Below are 16,803 nucleotides of genomic sequence, written 5' to 3'. Positions count from 1 at the left end.
ACAGGGGTCAGGCCGCCGGCAGCCGGCCCGCCCGGACCGCGTCGACCAGCGCCTGGTGATCGCGCTCGTTCTGGTCGGCGTACGCCTCGGCGAACGCGGTGACCGCCCGGTCGAAGCTCTCGCTGCGGCCCAGATACGCGGCGATCGCGATCCGGTCGCCGGAGCGCGCATGTGCCCGGGCGAGCGTAAGCCCGCAGATTTCGCCGAAGGTCCTGAGCTGTTTGGGCGACATCGTCTCCGGCATGGCGATGCCCTTCCAGTCGCGCAGCTGGCGGAGGTAGAAGTCGCGGCGCTTGCCGTCGATGCCGTCCACGCGCTCCCAGCCCAGGAAGATGTCGCTCGCCGCCTGCATCAGCCGCTGTCCGGCCACCACCCGCTCGCCCTGGTTCCGGTACGTGCTCGCACCGAGATGCGCGGCGAGCACGGAGGTGTCGGCCTCCTTGGCCTGGAGGAAGAGCGGGTCCCGGCCGTTGCGGCCGAGGAGCAGCAGGATCCAGCAGCGGGTGCCGACACTGCCGACGCCGACCACCTTGCGGGCCACGTCCGCCAGCCGGTAGTCGGCCAGCAGCGCCCCCCGGTCGCTCGCCATCGTCCGGCCGTAGCTCTCCAGCAGGCGGCGGAACCGGCGCTCCAGCTCGCTGCGCTCGACGTCCGGCAGCAGATCGGCGATCGGCGTCAGCAGCGGCGGATCCGCCGCGATCCGGGGCCGGCCGTCCACCACCTCCGTGAGTTTGCGGAAGACCTGCAGGCTGTTCTGCCTGCGGGCCCGCGCCAGGGCGGCGGCCAGTTTCTGCTGTCCGCCCTGGCGGAGCTGGGCTGCGACCAGCTCTTCGAGGCGCTCCGCGTCGATCTTCGAATACCAGACCTCGAGGTTGCCCATACCGGCGAAGCCCGACATCGCCTCGCGGTACGAGCGCACAGCCGAGTTCACGATCACGGCGCGTTCGGCCTCGTCGAAGCCGTTCGCCCGGCCGGCGATGACAAGGCTCGCCGACAGCCGTTTGACATCCCACTCCCAGGGGCCGGGAAGGGTTTCGTCGAAGTCGTTGATGTCGAACATCAGCCGGCGCTCCGGAGAGGCCAGCAGCCGGAAGTTCAGCAGATGCGCATCCCCGCACAGCTGCACCGTGATCCCCGAATCCGGGCTGCCGGCCAGGTCGGACGCCATGATGGCGGCGGCGCCCCGGTAGAAGCGGAACGGTGACTCCGTCATCCGGCCGTAGCGGATCGGCACCAACTCGGGCACCCGGGACGCGGACTGCTCCTCCAGGATGGCCAGCGGATCCGGCCGGTCCGCGGACGGCCGGAACACGGCATGATCCGACCGGGGCGAGCGGCGCCGGGCCGCCTTGCCGAGCGCCGCGCGCTCCTTGGGTGTGGCGTGGGGCACCGCGCGCATCGCGGTGGTAGCGCTCCGGACCATGGGCGCGTCAGCCGCGGGCGTCGATCTCGGCCTGCGCCTCGGCCTCGGCGACCGCGATGGCGATGCCGAGGGCCGTGGTGATGTTGCCCGCTGCCGTCATGACGCGGGCGGTGCCCACGATGGGGGCGATGGCCACCAGCACGTCCTGCAACTGGTCGGCCGTCATACCGGCCTTGAGCGCGGGGTCGATGTGGGCGACGTAGGAGATCGGCGGGGCGTCGGAGGCGGCGAGGGCCGCGATCCTGGTGAGCATGAGCATGTCCGGGGACAGGCCGCAACGCTCGAGCGAGTCGACCGTCATGGCGGCGAGGGTGTCCAGGACCGGGGTGTCGGATACAGCGGACATGGCGCACTGTCCTTCTGGGGGATGTCCTGCCACAGGCAGCTCTGCCTCAACTCTAGGACCGCCCGGGGTGCTGCGCGCGGGGGCGCCGAGGGGGCCGGAGGCGTGTATCAGGCCCCTTGGTCGCCGTGGTTGCCGCGCTCGCCCCCATCGCGCTGGTCGTAGGCTCCCGCCTCGATTTCGAGCGCGAGTTCCTGGAGGACCTCGATCGAGGAGACGTCCGTACGGCCCGCATCGTGCACCATCGCGAGGCTGGTGAACGCCAGACTGAAACCGGAGACCATGGTGTGCAGGGCCGGGCCGAGGGCCTGGGCCACCAGGCTCGCCACCTGCTGGGGAGAGGCGTCGGCCGGAACGCTGATCGACGGGAGCATCTCGTTCAGGAGCTGGGTGGTGACTCCGGCCGCGGCCCCGGAGAGGAGGTCGTCCTCACCGCCGTCCGGGCCGGCCGTGCCGTTGGTGCCGTTCCGGCCGGCTTCGGCGGCCCGGCGGATGTCCTGGGCCTCGGTGAGGATGCCGATCACCCGTTTCAGAACCTCGGCGCGCTCCATCCCCGGAGCGTAGCCCCGGGAAGGCGATCACCACCAGTACCCGGGGCGGCGGGGGCCGCCGGGGCCCGGTACGCCTGCCTCAGGCGGCGCATCCGCGGCGCAGCGTAAGGCTGCGGACGATGTCCGCGGCCTCCTGCGGGTTGGCGTCCAGCCAGTTCGCGAGGTGCCGGCGGACGAGGGTCCGGACCTCCTCGTACACCTCGGCATTGCCGAGAATGGTCCTGGTGGCGCCGTGGAACTCCGGGTCGCGGAGTTTCACGGACACCACTGCCGTCAGACCGCGGTGGACCGTGTCCCGGGTGAACTCCTCGTCGTTTCCGGGCTCGTTTCCGGGCAGCAGCCCCTGCTCCCTGGCATGGGCGTTGACCGATGCGGTGACGGCTTCCCGGAAGCCTTCCTCATGTGTGCCGCCCTGAACGGTGCGGACGAGGTTCGCGAACGAGTGCATGGCCTCCTCGCCGGAGCCGCACCACTGCATCGCGATCTCGACCGAGCTCGTCCCGTCCGCCGCGGCGAAGGCGATCACGGTGGGATGGACGAGTTCCCCCCTGTGGGAGTTGAGGTGGGTGACGAGGCCCCGGACGCCACCGTGGTAGCGCTGGTGAACGACGGGCGCCCGGCGCTCGTCGGTGAGCGAGACGGTCACGCCGTGGTGGAGGGAGGCGAGCTCCCGGAGGCGCTGTGACAGCGTGGTGAACGAGTACCGGGTGGTCTCGAAGATCTCCTCGTCGGCCCAGAACGTGATCGTGGTACCCCGCTCGCTCGTCGCCTCGTTCCTCGCCGGCGGGCCGAGCGGAACGCCACGCGAGTGCTCCTGGGTCCAGCGGAACCCCTCGCGCCGGACCTCGACGGCAAGGCGGTCCGACAGCGCGTTGACCACACTGGCTCCGACCCTGCCGGACGTGGGGTAGCCGGAGAACAGATCGGTCAGCACGCTCTCGACGGCGGGGACCGGGATGCCCCGGCCGTTGTCGGCGACGCGCAGCCCGCCGTCCGCCGTGATCGTGACATCGATGGTGTCGGCGTGGCCGGCCAGGGCCTCGTCGAGCGCGTACGCGAGGACCTCGTCCACCATCTGGTGCAGCCCGCGCTCGCCGGTCGAGCCCACGTACATGCCGGGCCGCTTGCGTACGGCCTCGAGCCCTTCCAACACCTCGATGTGGCTCGCGTCGTACCGCTTCGGATCCATGTCCCCAACCCCCTCATTCCGGGCCCGACCGGGCCCCTCCCGATGCGCCCAATTCTACGGCGGGGCAAGGAAATCCGCAGGTGGGAGCGGGTGCGAGAGGGAGTGAGGGGGCGTCAGGAAGGCGTGTCCGGGGCTGCTGCGCGGCTGCCTGTCCGGGAGGTGGCGCCGGCGCCCGGACGACCGCAGGAGTGCCGCCGAAGGCCGTTGCGGCGGCAGTTCCGAGGGGGCCCGGGCCGGCATTTTCGCCGCCCCCGCCGCCCCCGCTCAGCCGCCGACGTACGTCGCGAGGTGTTCGCCGGTGAGGGTGGAGCGGGTGGCGACGAGGTCGGCCGGGGTGCCCTCGAAGACGACCGTGCCGCCGTCGTGGCCGGCGCCGGGGCCGAGGTCGATGATCCAGTCGGCGTGTGCCATGACCGCCTGGTGGTGCTCGATGACGATCACCGACTTGCCGGAGTCGACCAGCCGGTCGAGCAGCCCGAGCAGGTGCTCGACATCGGCGAGATGCAGACCCGTGGTCGGCTCGTCGAGGACATAGACCCCGCCCTTCTCCGCCATGTGTGTGGCCAGCTTCAGCCGCTGCCGCTCGCCGCCGGACAGCGTGGTGAGCGGCTGGCCGAGGGTCAGATAGCCGAGCCCGACGTCGGCGAGCCGCCGGAGGATCCGGTGCGCGGCCGGAGTCGCCGCCTCGCCGGAACCGCCGAAGAACTCCTCGGCCTCGTCCACCGACATCGCGAGGACCTCGCTGATGTCCCGCCCGCCGAGCCGGTACTCCAGGACCGATGCCTGGAACCGCTTCCCCTCGCACTCCTCGCAGGGAACCGCGACACCCGCCATCATCGCCAGGTCGGTGTAGATGACCCCCGCGCCGTTGCACGTGGGACACGCGCCCTCGGAATTCGCGCTGAACAACGCCGGCTTGACGCCGTTGACCTTCGCGAACGCCTTGCGGATCGGGTCGAGCAGACCGGTGTACGTCGCCGGGTTGCTCCGCCGCGAGCCACGGATCGGGCTCTGGTCCACCGACACCACACCCTCGCCGGCCGCTCCCGCCCGGTGCGGCAGCGATCCGTGCACGAGCGAGCTCTTGCCGGAGCCTGCGACGCCGGTGATCACCGTCAGCACCCCCAGCGGGATGTCGACGTCCACGTTCCGCAGGTTGTTCGCCGTCGCGCCGCGGACCTCCAGCGCACCGGAGGGCGTACGCACCGTCTCCTTGAGGGAGGCCCGGTCGTCGAAATGGCGCCCGGTGACGGTGCCGCCGTCCCGCAGCCCCTTCACCGTGCCCTCGAAACAGACGGTCCCGCCCGCCGTGCCCGCCCCGGGGCCGAGGTCGACGACATGGTCGGCGATCGCGATCGTCTCCGGCTTGTGCTCCACCACGAGCACCGTGTTGCCCTTGTCCCGCAGCCGCAGCAGCAGACCGTTCATCCGCTGGATGTCATGGGGGTGCAGCCCGATGGTGGGTTCGTCGAAGACGTACGTGATGTCCGTCAGCGGGGAGCCGAGGTGGCGGATCATCTTGACGCGCTGGGCCTCGCCGCCCGACAGCGTGCCCGCCGGCCGGTCCAGCGAGAGGTAGCCAAGGCCGATCTCCACGAACGAGTCGAGGGTGTGCCGCAGCGCCGCGAGCAGCGGCGCCACCGACGGCTCCGCCAGGCCCCGGACCCACTCGGCCAGATCGCTGATCTGCATGGCGCAGGCGTCGGCGATGCTGATCCGCTTGATCTTCGACGACCGCGCCCCCTCGCTGAGCCGGGTGCCGTCGCACTCGGGGCAGGTGGTGAAGGTGACGGCCCGCTCCACAAAGGCCCGGATGTGCGGCTGCATCGCCTCCTTGTCCTTGGACAGGAAGGACTTCTGGATTTTCGGGATCAGCCCCTCGTAGGTGAGGTTGACACCGTTGACCTTCACCTTGGTCGGCTCGCGGTAGAGGAAGTCCTGCATCTCCTTCTTGGTGAACCGGCGGATGGGCTTGTTCGGGTCGAGGAAGCCCGACTCGGCGTAGATCCCCACGGTCCACACGTTGTCCGACTTCCAGCCGGGGATGGTGAACGCGCCCTCCGCGATCGACTTGGAGTCGTCGTAGAGCTGGGTCAGGTCGATGTCGGAGACCTTGCCCCGGCCCTCGCAGTGTGTGCACATGCCGCCGGTGCGGCTGAAGGTCGCCTTCACCGTCCTGGTCTTCGCGGCACCGCGCTCGACGGTGATCCCGCCGCTCGCCCGGACCGTGGCGGTGTTGAAGGAGTACGCGCTGGGCGGCCCGATGTGCGGCTTGCCGAGCCGGCTGAAGAGGATGCGCAGCATCGCGTTGGCATCGGTGGCGGTGCCGACCGTGGAGCGGGGGTCGGCGCCCATCCGCTGCTGGTCGACGCTGATCACCGTGGTCAGGCCCTCCAGTACGTCCACCTCGGGCCGCGCCGGCGTCGGCATGAAGCCCTGGACGAAGGTGCTGTAGGTCTCGTTGATCAGCCGCTGCGACTCCGCGGCGATCGTGTCGAACACCAGCGAGCTCTTGCCCGAGCCGGAGACCCCGGTGAACACCGTCAGCCGGCGCTTGGGGATCTCGACGCTGACGTCCTTGAGGTTGTTCTCGCGCGCGCCGTGCACCCGGATCACATCGTGGCTGTCGGCACCGTGCGGCGCGGGCGCCTGTGCGTCCTTCCTGGTGGCCATGCTGATCTGTCTCCATCTGTGTCCGTGAGGCGGGGCCGGCGGTACGTCCGGTCGTCCGTTCTACTTCGTCGGCGCGGCCACGGCAACGCCCTGCCGGTCGGATGATGGCCGTGTCGGGCATCCCCTAAGGTGAGCCACGGGGCGGCCCGTACGGTTCGGGCCGGCAACAACGGCGAAGACCGGGGGCGTTGGTGGAGTCTCTGCAGCCTGGTGATCCGGCGGAGATCGGGGGATACCGCCTCTTGGCGCGGCTCGGCGCCGGCGGAATGGGCGAGGTGTTCCTGGCCCGGACGGCCTCCGGCCGGCCGCTGGCCCTGAAGACCGTCCACCGCGACCTGAGCCGGGAACCCGGGTTCGCCGAACGGTTCGCCCGGGAGATCCGCACCAACGACCGGGTGCGCTCCCCGTGGACGGTCTCGGTGGTGGACTTCAGCCCGCCGGACACCGCACCGCAGTGGCTGGCGACCGAATACGTGGCCGCACCCTCGCTCGCCGACTGGGTGCACCGGCACGGGCCGCTGCCCGAACCCGCCGTCCGGTGCCTGGCCCGGGAGCTGTCCGCCGCACTCGTCTCCGTACGTGCGGCAGGGGTGGTCCACCGCGACATCAAACCGGGCAATGTGCTGCTGGGTGCAGAGCGGCCCTACCTCATCGACTTCGGCATCGCCCGCGCCGTCCGCGACCCGCGCCGCACCCGGACCGGTACGGTCATGGGCACCCCCGGCTACCTCGCCCCCGAGCAGGCGACCGGCGCCGTGGCCGCGGCCCCGGCGGACGTGTTCTCCCTGGCCGCGGTCCTCGTGTACGCGGCGACCGGCCGCAGCCCGTTCGTGGCCCGCGGCGAGGAGCCGGACCTGCCCGCGCTCCTGTACCGGATCGTCCATGACGAGCCCCTGCTCGACGGGGTACCGGATGCGCTGCTCCCGCTGGTCGGGGAATGCCTGGCCAAGAACCCGGAGCAGCGGCCGACCGCCGAGGAGGTGCGGGCGCGGCTCGAGACCGCGGGGGAGCAGGAGTGGCACCGGGTGGTCCCGCCGGCCCTGGTGGCGGCTGCCGGCAGCCGGGAAGCGGAACTCCGGGGCCTGCTCGCCGCAGCACAGCCGCCGGTGTACGCCCCGGTGGCCGCGCCGCCGGCACCGCTGACTCCGCCGGTACCGCCGGCCACGGCCCCCGGCACACCACGCCCCGCCGAGGACCTGGTCGCGGCCCCCAGCCGGACCCGGAAGGCCGTCTTGGCGGCCCTGGCTGTCGCCCTCGTCGCGTTCGTCATCGTCATGATCGTGCCCTTCGGCGGTGGCGACGGCGACGGCGACGGCGATGGCGACGGGAAGGACGGCACCGCACCCGCCGGCACGCCCGCACCGTCACCGTCCGGGCAGTCCCCCGCCGTCACGTCACTGCCGGCGGCGTGGGTCGGCACGTGGACCGGCCTCGGGCCCGGCACCCCGGACGCGGACGGCGTCGCGCGGGCGCGGACGCAGGACTTCGCCGTCACGGTCACCCTGCACGCAGGAGCCGTGGGCGATGTCATGGGCGCCCAGGTCAGCAACCTCAAAGAGATCGGCACCGGGCGGAATCTGGGCTGCACGGAGGCCCTCGAACTGCGGCAGATGCGCGGGAACACCGCCGTCCTGGCGGCCGTGACCAGCCACCCGACCGACCGCAGTGCCGCCATCGACTGCCCCCGGGGCAACCTCTACCTGGTGACCATGACGGAGCCCGACCGGCTGACCCTCGAATCGGAGGGAGCCCAGTCGGCCGGCGCCCCGGCGTTCCTCACCCGTGGGCGCTGAACCCGTCGCAGCCGCCCGCCCCCGCTACGAGGTGGCGGGCTGGACCTGCTTCACCTTGCCGTCCAGGCCGGCGACGAGGAAGCCCGTCCCGCCGTACTCGTTGGTGAGGTAGATCTTCAGGCGCGGCTCGTTCTTGTCGAAGAGATCGGGTTCGACCAGGACGTAGCGCATCGTCGCCTTCTCCACCCGGAGCTTGCGCTCGGCCTGTTCGAAGAGCCCGGGCAGCACATTCCAGTCGACCTTGCTCAGGTCGATCGGCTTGGCACCGTCCCGCACGGTGCCGCCGGGACCGAAGCGCGAGACCCCGCCGCGGTACTGGTAGCTGTCGTAGGCGCCGGCCGGGGAGTCGACCGGTACGTACGCCAGCGCATAGGTGTCGTACAGGGCGAGGCGTACGACGTCCCGGCGGCCGGTTTCCTCGTGCAGGGCCGCCGCCACGGCCCGGGCTCCGGCAGGGGTGTGCAGGTTGTCCGGCGCGTCGGGCGTGCTCGGCGCCCCGCTCTTGCGGGCGGCCGGACTGCCCGTCGGCCCGTCCGCGGCCCGGCTCGGCCCGCTGCCGCCGGTCGGTCCTGCGGACGAGGACGCCTCGTCGCGCTTCCCGTCGCCGTCCGGCAGCAGCCGGTCCACCGTCCAGGCCGCCCCGGCCACCAGCACTCCCACCGCCACCACGGACACCACGGCCACCAGCACACGGCTCCGGCGCCGCGCGGGCGCCACGGACGGGACCGGCGCCGTGACCGCTCCGCCGGCCGGGGGACCGAAGCCGTTCGGAGGCGTAGGCGTCGGCGTCGGCGTAGGCGTCGGCGGCTGGTACACGGCTGCCGGACCGTAGCCCTGGGGCACGGTCGGCGGCCCGACCGGCGCCGCCGCGGAGGCCTCCGGTACCGCCCGCAGCAGCCGGTCCAGCTGCGCGGCATCCGGCCGGGCCGCCGTGTCGCGCACCAGGAGCTCCGCGAGCACGGGGGCGAGCGCCCCGGAACGCGAGGGGTAGGGGAGGGGTTCGTCGAGCACCGCGACGACGGTCGCCATCGCGGTGGCCCGGCGCAGCGGGTGGACGCCCTCCGAGGCGACGTACAGCATCATGCCGAGCGACCACAGGTCGGAGGCGGGGTTGCCCTCCTCGCCGCGAACGCGCTCGGGGGCGATGTACTCGGGGGACCCGACCAGGTCGCCGGTGGCCGTGAGGCCGGCCGACTCGGGCAGGGCCGCGATGCCGAAGTCGGTGAGGACGGCGCTGCCGTCGGGACGCAGCAGGACGTTCGCGGGCTTGACGTCCCGGTGGTGCACGCCGGCCGCGTGCGCGGCCCGCAGCGCGGACAGGACGTCCAGGCCGATCCGCACCACCTCGGACACGGGCAGCGGGCCCTGGGCGAGCCGGTCGTGCAGCGATCCGCCCTGGACCAGCTCCATCACGATCCAGGGGTGCGAGCCGTCCGGCGGTTCGATGATGTGGTGGATGGACACGACGTTGGGGTGCGCCAGCCGGGCCAGCGCCTGCGCCTCGCGGATGGCCCGTTGCCGCAGTTGCAGGGCGAGGTCCGGGCGGGCCTCGATCAGCGCCGGGTCCGCGGGCCGGACCTCCTTCAGCGCGACTTCCCGTTGCAGTGCGGTGTCCAGGGCCCGCCACACGGTGCCCATGCCTCCGCTGCCCAGGCGGGCGATCAACTCGAAGCGGCCGTCGACGAGGCGTCTGCCGCCCTCACTTGTGTCCATGGCCGGACATCGTAGGGACCCGGGCCGGCCCGGCCACCTTCGGGGTGCGCAGCAGCTAGGACGGCGATGCCGGGCGGGCGGTGAGTGCGGCCAGGGCGGTGCGGAGGGCCGAACCGTCCGGCGGGCGGTCGCGCCAGCGGGCGCCGATATGGCCGTCCGGCCTGACGAGCAGGGCTCCGTGCGGGAGCAGGCCCAAGCGGTCGGCATGCTCCCCGGGCAGCGGCTCGATGCGCAGCGGCCAGGGGGCCGCGGTCTGCCGGCCCCAGAGGGCGGGGTCCGGGGTCAGCAGGGTGAACCACTCGCCGCAGGCGTCGAGCGTGGAGCGCTCGGGCGTGAGCCAGAGGTGCGGCATACGACGGCCCGGCTCCGCGGTGGGGACGTAGTCCGTGCCCATGTCATTGTCCGGGGCGGTCGGCTCGGCCGGGGCCCCTTCCTCGGCGAGGACCGCACCGGACCGGTAGGTGACGCCGAGTACGAGACCGAGCTGGGCGAAGTACCGGTCCGACCAGGGCGGTTCGATCCGGGCCGGAGCCGGCTCCGCGCTCTGGAGCTGCTCGCGGCGAAGGCCCTGTACCTCGACCATCAGGCGCGTGTTGGCCACCGCCTGGTGGAGGGTCCGGTGGGCGACGGGCTGCCGTTCCGCCTCGTAGCTCTCCAGCAGGCCCGGCCCTGCCCACCCGTGGACGACTCCCGCCAGCTTCCAGCACAGGTTGTGCACATCCGCGACGCCGGCATTCATGCCCAGGCCGCCGATGATGGGGACGGCGTGTGCGGCATCCCCGGCCAGCAGGACCCGGCCGTGGCGGAAGCGTTCGGCGACGAAGGCGTTCATCACCCAGTGCTGGACCCGCAGCACGTTCACCCGTACGCCGTCGGCACCGGCCCCGGGACCGAGCGCGCGCGAGACCACCTCGGCCCAGTCGGCGCCCGCAGCGTCCTCGGGGGTGGGGGCGAACCATGCCCAGCCGCCCTCCGGGTAGACCGGGGCGAACGATCCGTGTGCCGTGAAGTAGACCCCGGCGGGCTGCCGGGCGGACCGGTGGTCGAGGTCGGCCTCGAAGACGACGGTGGTGAAATCCCCGAGCGCCCCGGGACCGGCGGTGCCGATCCCCAGCAGCTGCCGGACCGTGGAGTTCGCACCGTCCGCGGCGAGCACGTGCCGGGCCCGCACGCGCACCTCCTCGCCGCTCCGGCGGTCGGCGAGCACGGCCACGACCCCCTCGGGTCGCTCGGGGCCCTCCGGTCTCTCGGGATCTCCGGTCAGGCCGATGAGCTCGACCCCGAACCGCACCGGCGCCTCGGCCGCGGCGAGCAGAGTGGGCTCCAGCCGGTCCTGCGAGGTCAGCACGCCGGTCACGGGGCTCTCGGGCACCGGCGCATGCACCCCGACCATGGCCGCCGTGGCGAAGTCCGGCCCGTGCAGGGTGTCGCGGAAGCGGACGCGCCCGTACTCCGGTGCGAAGGCCCTGGCCGCGATCGTGCGGGCGAACCCGAGCCGGCGGTAGATCTCCATCGAGCGCACGTTGACCAGCCGGGACCGAGGGAACGGGGACAGCCGGCGATGCTTTTCCACCAACAGGGCCGGTACGCCCCAGCGCTCCAGGAGCGCCCGGGCGGTGAGCCCGACCTGCCCGCCACCCACGATCAACACGGGCACCTCGACGTCAGCCACGGTCATATCCTGGCCCGTTTCCCCGGCCCCATGCCGGTCCCGCGCCGGTCCCGCGCCGGTCCCGCGCCGGTCCCGCGCCGGTTTCGCGCGGGTCCGTGGACCGCATCAGAGTGATTCCGTCCGGCCCCGGTGGTGAATGATTATGTAGATTGGTGCATACTCTTCCTATGTCCAAGGTTCTCACCTCACTGCCCACCGGCGAGCGCGTCGGCATCGCCTTCTCCGGCGGCCTCGACACCTCCGTCGCCGTCGCCTGGATGCGCGACAAGGGCGCCGTCCCGTGCACCTACACCGCCGACATCGGCCAGTACGACGAACCCGACATCGGTTCGGTACCCGGCCGGGCGAAGACGTACGGCGCGGAGATCGCCCGCCTGGTCGACTGCCGGGCCGCCCTGGTCGAGGAGGGCCTGGCCGCACTCGCCTGCGGCGCCTTCCACATCCGCTCGGGCGGGCGCGCGTACTTCAACACCACCCCGCTCGGCCGCGCCGTCACGGGCACCATGCTGGTCCGGGCCATGCTCGAGGACGACGTACAGATCTGGGGCGACGGCTCCACGTTCAAGGGCAACGACATCGAGCGGTTCTACCGCTACGGCCTGCTCGCCAACCCCCACCTGCGCATCTACAAGCCCTGGCTGGACGCGGACTTCGTCACCGAGCTCGGCGGTCGCAAGGAGATGTCGGAGTGGCTGCTCGCCCACGGGCTGCCCTACCGCGACAGCACCGAGAAGGCGTACTCGACCGACGCCAACATCTGGGGCGCCACCCACGAGGCCAAGACCCTGGAGCACCTCGACACGGGCGTCGAGACGGTGGACCCGATCATGGGCGTGCGGTTCTGGGACCCCGAGGTGGAGATCGCCGCCGAGGACGTGACCATCGGCTTCGAACAGGGCCGTCCGGTGACGGTCAACGGCAAGACCTTCCACTCCCCGGTCGACCTGGTGATGGAGGCGAACGCGATCGGCGGTCGCCACGGCCTCGGCATGTCGGACCAGATCGAGAACCGGATCATCGAGGCGAAGAGCCGCGGCATCTACGAGGCGCCCGGTATGGCCCTGCTGCACGCGGCCTACGAACGCCTGGTTAACGCCATCCACAACGAGGACACCCTCGCCCAGTACCACAACGAGGGACGGCGTCTGGGCCGGCTGATGTACGAGGGCCGCTGGCTCGACCCGCAGGCGCTGATGGTGCGCGAGTCGCTCCAGCGCTGGGTCGGCTCGGCCGTCACCGGCGAGGTCACGCTGCGGCTGCGGCGCGGTGAGGACTACTCGATCCTCGACACCACCGGTCCTGCCTTCAGCTACCACCCGGACAAGCTGTCCATGGAGCGCACCGAGGACTCGGCGTTCGGCCCGGTCGACCGGATCGGCCAGCTCACCATGCGCAACCTCGACATCGCCGACTCGCGGGCCAGGCTGGAGCAGTACGCCGGCCTCGGCATGGTCGGCACCGGCCAGGCCGCGCTCGTCGGCGCCGCACAGGCCGCCTCCACGGGCCTGATCGGCGCGATGCCGGAGGGCGGCGCCGAGGCCATCGCCTCGCGCGGCGAGGTCGACGACGAGGAGATGCTCGACCGCGCCGCGATGGAGTTCGGCACCGACTGAGCACGACCGGTACGGGGCGCTGCCCGGGCAGCGCCCCGTACGCCGTGCCATCGTGGTGCCATGACCATCGACGTGCGCCCGGCCACGGACTTCGAGGATGTCCGTGCCGTGCTCGGCCCGAAGTCACCCGGGGCCAACGTCTGCTGGTGCCTGAGCCACCGGATCCCCTCGAAGCTCAACAACGAGCTGCGCGGACCGGCCCGGGGCGAGTACGTCGCCCGGCTGTGCGCCGCGGACCCGCCGCCGGGAGTGCTCGCGTACGAGGGGGACGTGCCGGTCGGCTGGGCCGCCGTGGCACCGCGCTCGGACACCGCCTTCGCGCACAGCCGGAAGATCCCGCACGTCGACGACCTGCCGGTCTGGTCCCTGTGGTGCATCCGGGTCCGCCCCGGCCACCGCAAGAGCGGGATCTCACACGCCCTCATCGCCGGCGCGGTCGAGTTCGCCCGCGCCCAGGGGGCGCCGGCCATCGAGGCGTATCCTCTGGACAACGGCGCCGCCAAGGTCGATCTGACCATGGCCTACGCCGGGCTGCGGAAGAACTTCGAACGCGCCGGGTTCTCCCATGCCGCCGACACCACCTCGGTGCTCGCAGGACATCCCCGGATCCTGATGCGGCTCGACCTGAGCTGACCCTGCGGGCTTCCTTAAGGGAACGTGAAGTACCCCTCCAGGGCGCTCTTTTGGCTGGTCACGGCCTTAGGCTCGGTCGGAATCCACCCCTCTCCCTGTGAGGTGCAACCGGCATGAGCCGCAGCCGAACCCCCGAACCGCCGTCCCCGCGAGCCGAAGCGCGACGGAAGAAGACGGTGCGCACCCGCATCGTGCTGTCCCTCACCGCGGCAGCCGCGGCGGTGGCGGTCGGTGTCGCAGTGGCGGACTCCGACGGCGACGGTGATGCACGCGTGGACCAGCGGGCCGACGGCGCCGCCGGTACGGAGTCCCGCACGGCGGGCTCCGGCGACGGGACGGGCACTGCCGCCCCGGCCGAGACCCTCCCCACCGGCACCGCCGGATCGGTGTCCCCGAGCGCCCCGACCCCGTCCGGGACACCAAGCGACGGCGCCAAGGGGTCGGCCACCCCCACCACCTCCGCGGCGGCGCAGAGCAGTCCGGCCCGTACGACGGCGACGCCGACCCGCAAGCCCACGCGGACGCCGGCCCCGGCCACCGGCGGCGGCTCCGGCGGCACGGGCGGCAGCACGGGCGGCTCCTCCGGCGGTTCGTCCGGCGGTTCCTCCGCCGGCTCCGCCTCCGAGTCCGCGGTCCTCGCCCTGGTCAACAAGGAGCGGGCCGCGGCCGGTTGCGGTCCCCTGGCGTCGAACGCCAAGCTGAGCGCCGCCGCCCGGGCGTACAGCGACACCATGGCCCGCAGCGGCGTCATGTCCCACACCGGACCCGACGGGTCCACCATGACCAGCCGGGTGGAGGCCGCCGGATACAAGTGGTCCCGGCTCGGCGAGAACATAGCCAGGGGCCAGGCCGATGCCGACGATGTCATGAAGGCGTGGATGAACAGCTCGGGCCACCGGGCCAACATCCTCAACTGCGACTTCCGTGAGATCGGCATCGGCGTCCACAAGGGCGACGGCGGCCCCTGGTGGACGCAGAACTTCGGCGCGCCGAGGTAGGGCCGGCAGAGGCCGCCCCCGCCTCCCGGCCCCGCCTCCCCCCTCGGCCGCCGAACGCCACGTCCTCCGTGCCCGTACCCGGGTACGGAGGACGTCGGCGTTCGGCGGCCGTCCGTCCGTCGGCCACTATGGGGCCGTGCCTCGAATTCCGCGGGTTCCGCGCTACCTGCTCATATGGCTGTCGTGCACGGCCACCAGTGTGACCGCCGTGCTCGCCACGGTGCAGTTCGTGGTCGGCTCGACCAGGCCCACGCCTCCCGTTGCCCGGTCCGCCCCCACGGTCCTCGACTCACCGCCGGCCTGGCAGGCGGAGCAGACCCCGTCACCCGGCCCGAGCTCCCCGACCGCCCCCGTGCCCGCGTCCGCGTCCGTGATCGGTTCGCCCACCGCGGGGCAGCGGCCGTCCCCCTCCCCTTCGGCTGCCGCCCCGTCGAAGACCCCGTCGGGAGCACCCCGTACCACTGCGCCGAAACCCGCCGTCGACTGCCGGGAAGGCGGACCGGGCCTGTACACCATCCCCTCGCAGGGCGGTAAGGCCACCGTGCGGTACGGGAGCCGAGGCGTGTGCCTGATCTCCGCCGTTCCCGCCCGCGGCTTCAAAACCGCCACGTCACAGACCGCCGACCACACCCTGACGGTCACCTTCAGCAGTGCGGACCACCGGTCGGACATCACGGCGACGGTCGAACCCCAGGCCAAGGCCAGCGTGCGCGAGAGCTCGTTCTGAGAGACGGGAGTCCGGTTTGCGGGAGTTCCGGCGAAGCGGAAGGTGAGCTCTTCCTTAGGGGAACCTCATGATCACGTCCAGCCGGTTCCGGCAGGCCACAGCGGTCCTATGCTCGCGTCAACCGAGTCGTCCGAACCGCGCCCAGGGGTGTTTTCACCATGAGTCCTCGCCTCCTCCGACCCGCGTCGCTTGCCGCCGCGGCCGTGCTCGCTGCGGGGCTCACCGCCGCATGCGGGCCGTCCTCCCCGTCCGCCGGTGCCGCGGCACCGTCCGCACCCGGGCAGTCCTCGAACGCCCTTCCCTCCGCGGCGGATGACGCATCCGGGTCCGCCGGGGACCCGGATGCGCTGACCACGCCGTCCACCCCGTCGGCCTCGCCGTCGACCTCGGCCACCGCCCTGCCCGGCTCCTCGGCGACCCCCTCGCGCGGCCGGACCGGTTCCGCCACCCCTTCCCGGACCCCCGCCACCCGGACGCCCGCCAAGCCGCCCCGTACCTCCGCCGCGCCCGCGCCGGCCCGGATACCCGGTCCCGGCTACGACAGTTCGGCCGATGCCAAGAAGCAGATCGACGCGGCCCTGCGCGCGGCCAAGGCCGACGGGCGGATGGTGCTGCTCGACTTCGGCGCCAACTGGTGCGGCAACTGCAAGGCGGCCGACAAGGTGTTCGCCCAGCCGCAGACGGCCGCGCTCCTCGGCGCCTCGTACCACCTGGTCAAGGTGGACATCGGCGGCAACAACTCCGCCAACTTCGCACTGCTGGACAAATACAGCTCCGGGGGCGGAAGTTACAAAATGCCGGTACTCATGGTGGTCACCGCCTCCGGCACCGTGCGGACCGACACCCATGTCACCGGCAACCCCGCCCTGACCCCGGAGGGCATCAACTCCTTCCTGCGCAAGTGGGCACCGTGAGACGCCCGCACCCGGTCCTGCGGCGACCCGCCCGGATCACGGCCGCCCTCCTCGCCATGGCGGCACTCGCGGCATGCGGCGGCGAACAGCCCACCGCACGCACCGAGGCCACCGCACCCACCACGCGGTTCACCGAGAACGGGGTCACCGTCACCCTCTCCGTGTCCGACTGGCACCCCCCGAAGGCCACCCTGACCGCGGTCTTCACCCCCGAAGAGGGGTTCCACCTCTACAGCACCGACCTGCCGGCCACCGGAATAGAGGGCGTGGGGCGGCCGACCGCAGTGAACGTCACCGGAGTCCTCGCAGCCGAGGGCAGACTGACGGCCGCCGCACCGGTACAGTCCATCAGCCTGCCCGGTGTCGACGCCCCGGTCCCCGTCTACCCCGACGGCCCCGTCACCACCACACTGCCCGTCCGCGCCACCGGCAACGGGAACGCGACCGTGCTGGTCGGCTACGCCAGCTGCAGCTCCCGGGAAGGCTGCACCATCCCGGTCGCCGACCGCCCCGTGCAGCTCCGCATCACCGACGACGGCCCGGCGTTCGACACTCCATAGC

General features: G+C 72.4%; 13 protein-coding genes and 1 pseudogene. 7 read left to right on the top strand and 7 right to left on the bottom strand.

All coding sequences use genetic code 11. From position 1 onward, the window contains the following. Positions 1–7: 7 nt before the first annotated feature. The 5 genes and pseudogenes from DEJ50_RS01260 to DEJ50_RS01240 all read right to left on the bottom strand — a co-directional run bounded on the left by DEJ50_RS01260 (position 8) and on the right by DEJ50_RS01240 (position 6,179). Positions 8–1,423 carry a DUF2252 domain-containing protein gene (locus DEJ50_RS01260; RefSeq protein WP_150205561.1) on the bottom strand — a complete coding sequence of 472 codons (1,416 nt, stop codon included), beginning with the start codon at positions 1,421–1,423 and terminating at the stop codon, positions 8–10. Between the two features lie 7 nt (positions 1,424–1,430). After that, a complete protein-coding gene (locus DEJ50_RS01255; protein WP_150205560.1) occupies positions 1,431–1,769 on the bottom strand; it encodes a carboxymuconolactone decarboxylase family protein in 339 nt (112 codons plus the stop codon). Positions 1,770–1,876: 107 nt separating this feature from the next. Beyond that, entirely contained in the window at positions 1,877–2,317 is a 441-nt protein-coding gene (locus tag DEJ50_RS01250) for a hypothetical protein (RefSeq protein WP_150205559.1), read from the bottom strand. 112 nt (positions 2,318–2,429) lie between these two features. Continuing rightward, positions 2,430–3,506: pseudogene (locus DEJ50_RS01245) on the bottom strand (ATP-binding protein); the annotation flags it as partial. Positions 3,507–3,770: 264 nt separating this feature from the next. Continuing rightward, positions 3,771–6,179: an ATP-binding cassette domain-containing protein gene (locus tag DEJ50_RS01240; protein ID WP_150205557.1), complete on the bottom strand. Its 2,409-nt coding sequence runs from the start codon at positions 6,177–6,179 to the stop codon at positions 3,771–3,773. Positions 6,180–6,421: 242 nt separating this feature from the next. On the opposite strand from DEJ50_RS01240, the gene DEJ50_RS01235 reads away from it, so the two are divergent. Next, positions 6,422–7,972: a serine/threonine-protein kinase gene (locus tag DEJ50_RS01235; protein ID WP_150205556.1), complete on the top strand. Its 1,551-nt coding sequence runs from the start codon at positions 6,422–6,424 to the stop codon at positions 7,970–7,972. A gap of 24 nt (positions 7,973–7,996) precedes the next feature. Here DEJ50_RS01235 and DEJ50_RS01230 read toward each other — a convergent pair whose 3' ends face one another. Next, positions 7,997–9,685 (bottom strand): serine/threonine-protein kinase, encoded by a 1,689-nt coding sequence (locus tag DEJ50_RS01230; RefSeq protein ID WP_150205555.1) that lies wholly within the window; start codon positions 9,683–9,685, stop codon positions 7,997–7,999. Between the two features lie 55 nt (positions 9,686–9,740). Continuing rightward, positions 9,741–11,363, bottom strand: coding sequence for an FAD-dependent monooxygenase (locus DEJ50_RS01225; protein WP_150205554.1), 1,623 nt, complete (start codon positions 11,361–11,363; stop codon positions 9,741–9,743). 161 nt (positions 11,364–11,524) lie between these two features. On the opposite strand from DEJ50_RS01225, the gene argG reads away from it, so the two are divergent. From argG to DEJ50_RS01190, 6 genes are all read left to right on the top strand, one after another. Continuing rightward, positions 11,525–12,970 carry an argininosuccinate synthase gene (gene argG, locus DEJ50_RS01220; protein WP_150205553.1) on the top strand — a complete coding sequence of 482 codons (1,446 nt, stop codon included), beginning with the start codon at positions 11,525–11,527 and terminating at the stop codon, positions 12,968–12,970. A gap of 60 nt (positions 12,971–13,030) precedes the next feature. After that, positions 13,031–13,603, top strand: coding sequence for a GNAT family N-acetyltransferase (locus tag DEJ50_RS01215; RefSeq protein ID WP_150205552.1), 573 nt, complete (start codon positions 13,031–13,033; stop codon positions 13,601–13,603). Positions 13,604–13,716: 113 nt separating this feature from the next. Next, positions 13,717–14,601, top strand: a complete 885-nt coding sequence (locus DEJ50_RS01210) for a CAP domain-containing protein (protein ID WP_150205551.1) — start codon at positions 13,717–13,719, stop codon at positions 14,599–14,601. 136 nt (positions 14,602–14,737) lie between these two features. Beyond that, positions 14,738–15,328 (top strand): hypothetical protein, encoded by a 591-nt coding sequence (locus DEJ50_RS34350; protein WP_223837510.1) that lies wholly within the window; start codon positions 14,738–14,740, stop codon positions 15,326–15,328. A gap of 158 nt (positions 15,329–15,486) precedes the next feature. Continuing rightward, entirely contained in the window at positions 15,487–16,242 is a 756-nt protein-coding gene (locus DEJ50_RS01195) for a thioredoxin family protein (protein WP_150205550.1), read from the top strand. Beyond that, on the top strand, positions 16,239–16,802 hold the full coding sequence (locus DEJ50_RS01190; RefSeq protein WP_150205549.1) for a protein-disulfide reductase DsbD family protein: 564 nt from the start codon (positions 16,239–16,241) through the stop codon (positions 16,800–16,802). The genes DEJ50_RS01195 and DEJ50_RS01190 overlap by 4 nt, the downstream gene beginning before the upstream one ends. The last annotated feature ends 1 nt before the right edge of the window (position 16,803 follow it).

The sequence above is a fragment of the Streptomyces venezuelae genome (assembly GCF_008642295.1).
In the GTDB taxonomy this organism is placed as follows: Bacteria; Actinomycetota; Actinomycetes; order Streptomycetales; family Streptomycetaceae; genus Streptomyces; species Streptomyces venezuelae_C.
Note: the sequence above shows the minus strand (reverse complement) of the source record. Positions and strands in the feature narration are given on the sequence as shown.

Coding starts and splice junctions, on each gene's coding strand:
- argG (WP_150205553.1), top strand. CDS start 11,525: ATGTCCAAGGTTCTCACCTCACTGCCCACCGGCGAGCGCGTCGGCATC.
- DEJ50_RS01195 (WP_150205550.1), top strand. CDS start 15,487: ATGAGTCCTCGCCTCCTCCGACCCGCGTCGCTTGCCGCCGCGGCCGTG.
- DEJ50_RS01260 (WP_150205561.1), bottom strand. CDS start 1,423: ATGGTCCGGAGCGCTACCACCGCGATGCGCGCGGTGCCCCACGCCACA.
- DEJ50_RS01210 (WP_150205551.1), top strand. CDS start 13,717: ATGAGCCGCAGCCGAACCCCCGAACCGCCGTCCCCGCGAGCCGAAGCG.
- DEJ50_RS01250 (WP_150205559.1), bottom strand. CDS start 2,317: ATGGAGCGCGCCGAGGTTCTGAAACGGGTGATCGGCATCCTCACCGAG.
- DEJ50_RS01240 (WP_150205557.1), bottom strand. CDS start 6,179: ATGGCCACCAGGAAGGACGCACAGGCGCCCGCGCCGCACGGTGCCGAC.
- DEJ50_RS01215 (WP_150205552.1), top strand. CDS start 13,031: ATGACCATCGACGTGCGCCCGGCCACGGACTTCGAGGATGTCCGTGCC.
- DEJ50_RS01255 (WP_150205560.1), bottom strand. CDS start 1,769: ATGTCCGCTGTATCCGACACCCCGGTCCTGGACACCCTCGCCGCCATG.
- DEJ50_RS01225 (WP_150205554.1), bottom strand. CDS start 11,363: ATGACCGTGGCTGACGTCGAGGTGCCCGTGTTGATCGTGGGTGGCGGG.
- DEJ50_RS01230 (WP_150205555.1), bottom strand. CDS start 9,685: ATGGACACAAGTGAGGGCGGCAGACGCCTCGTCGACGGCCGCTTCGAG.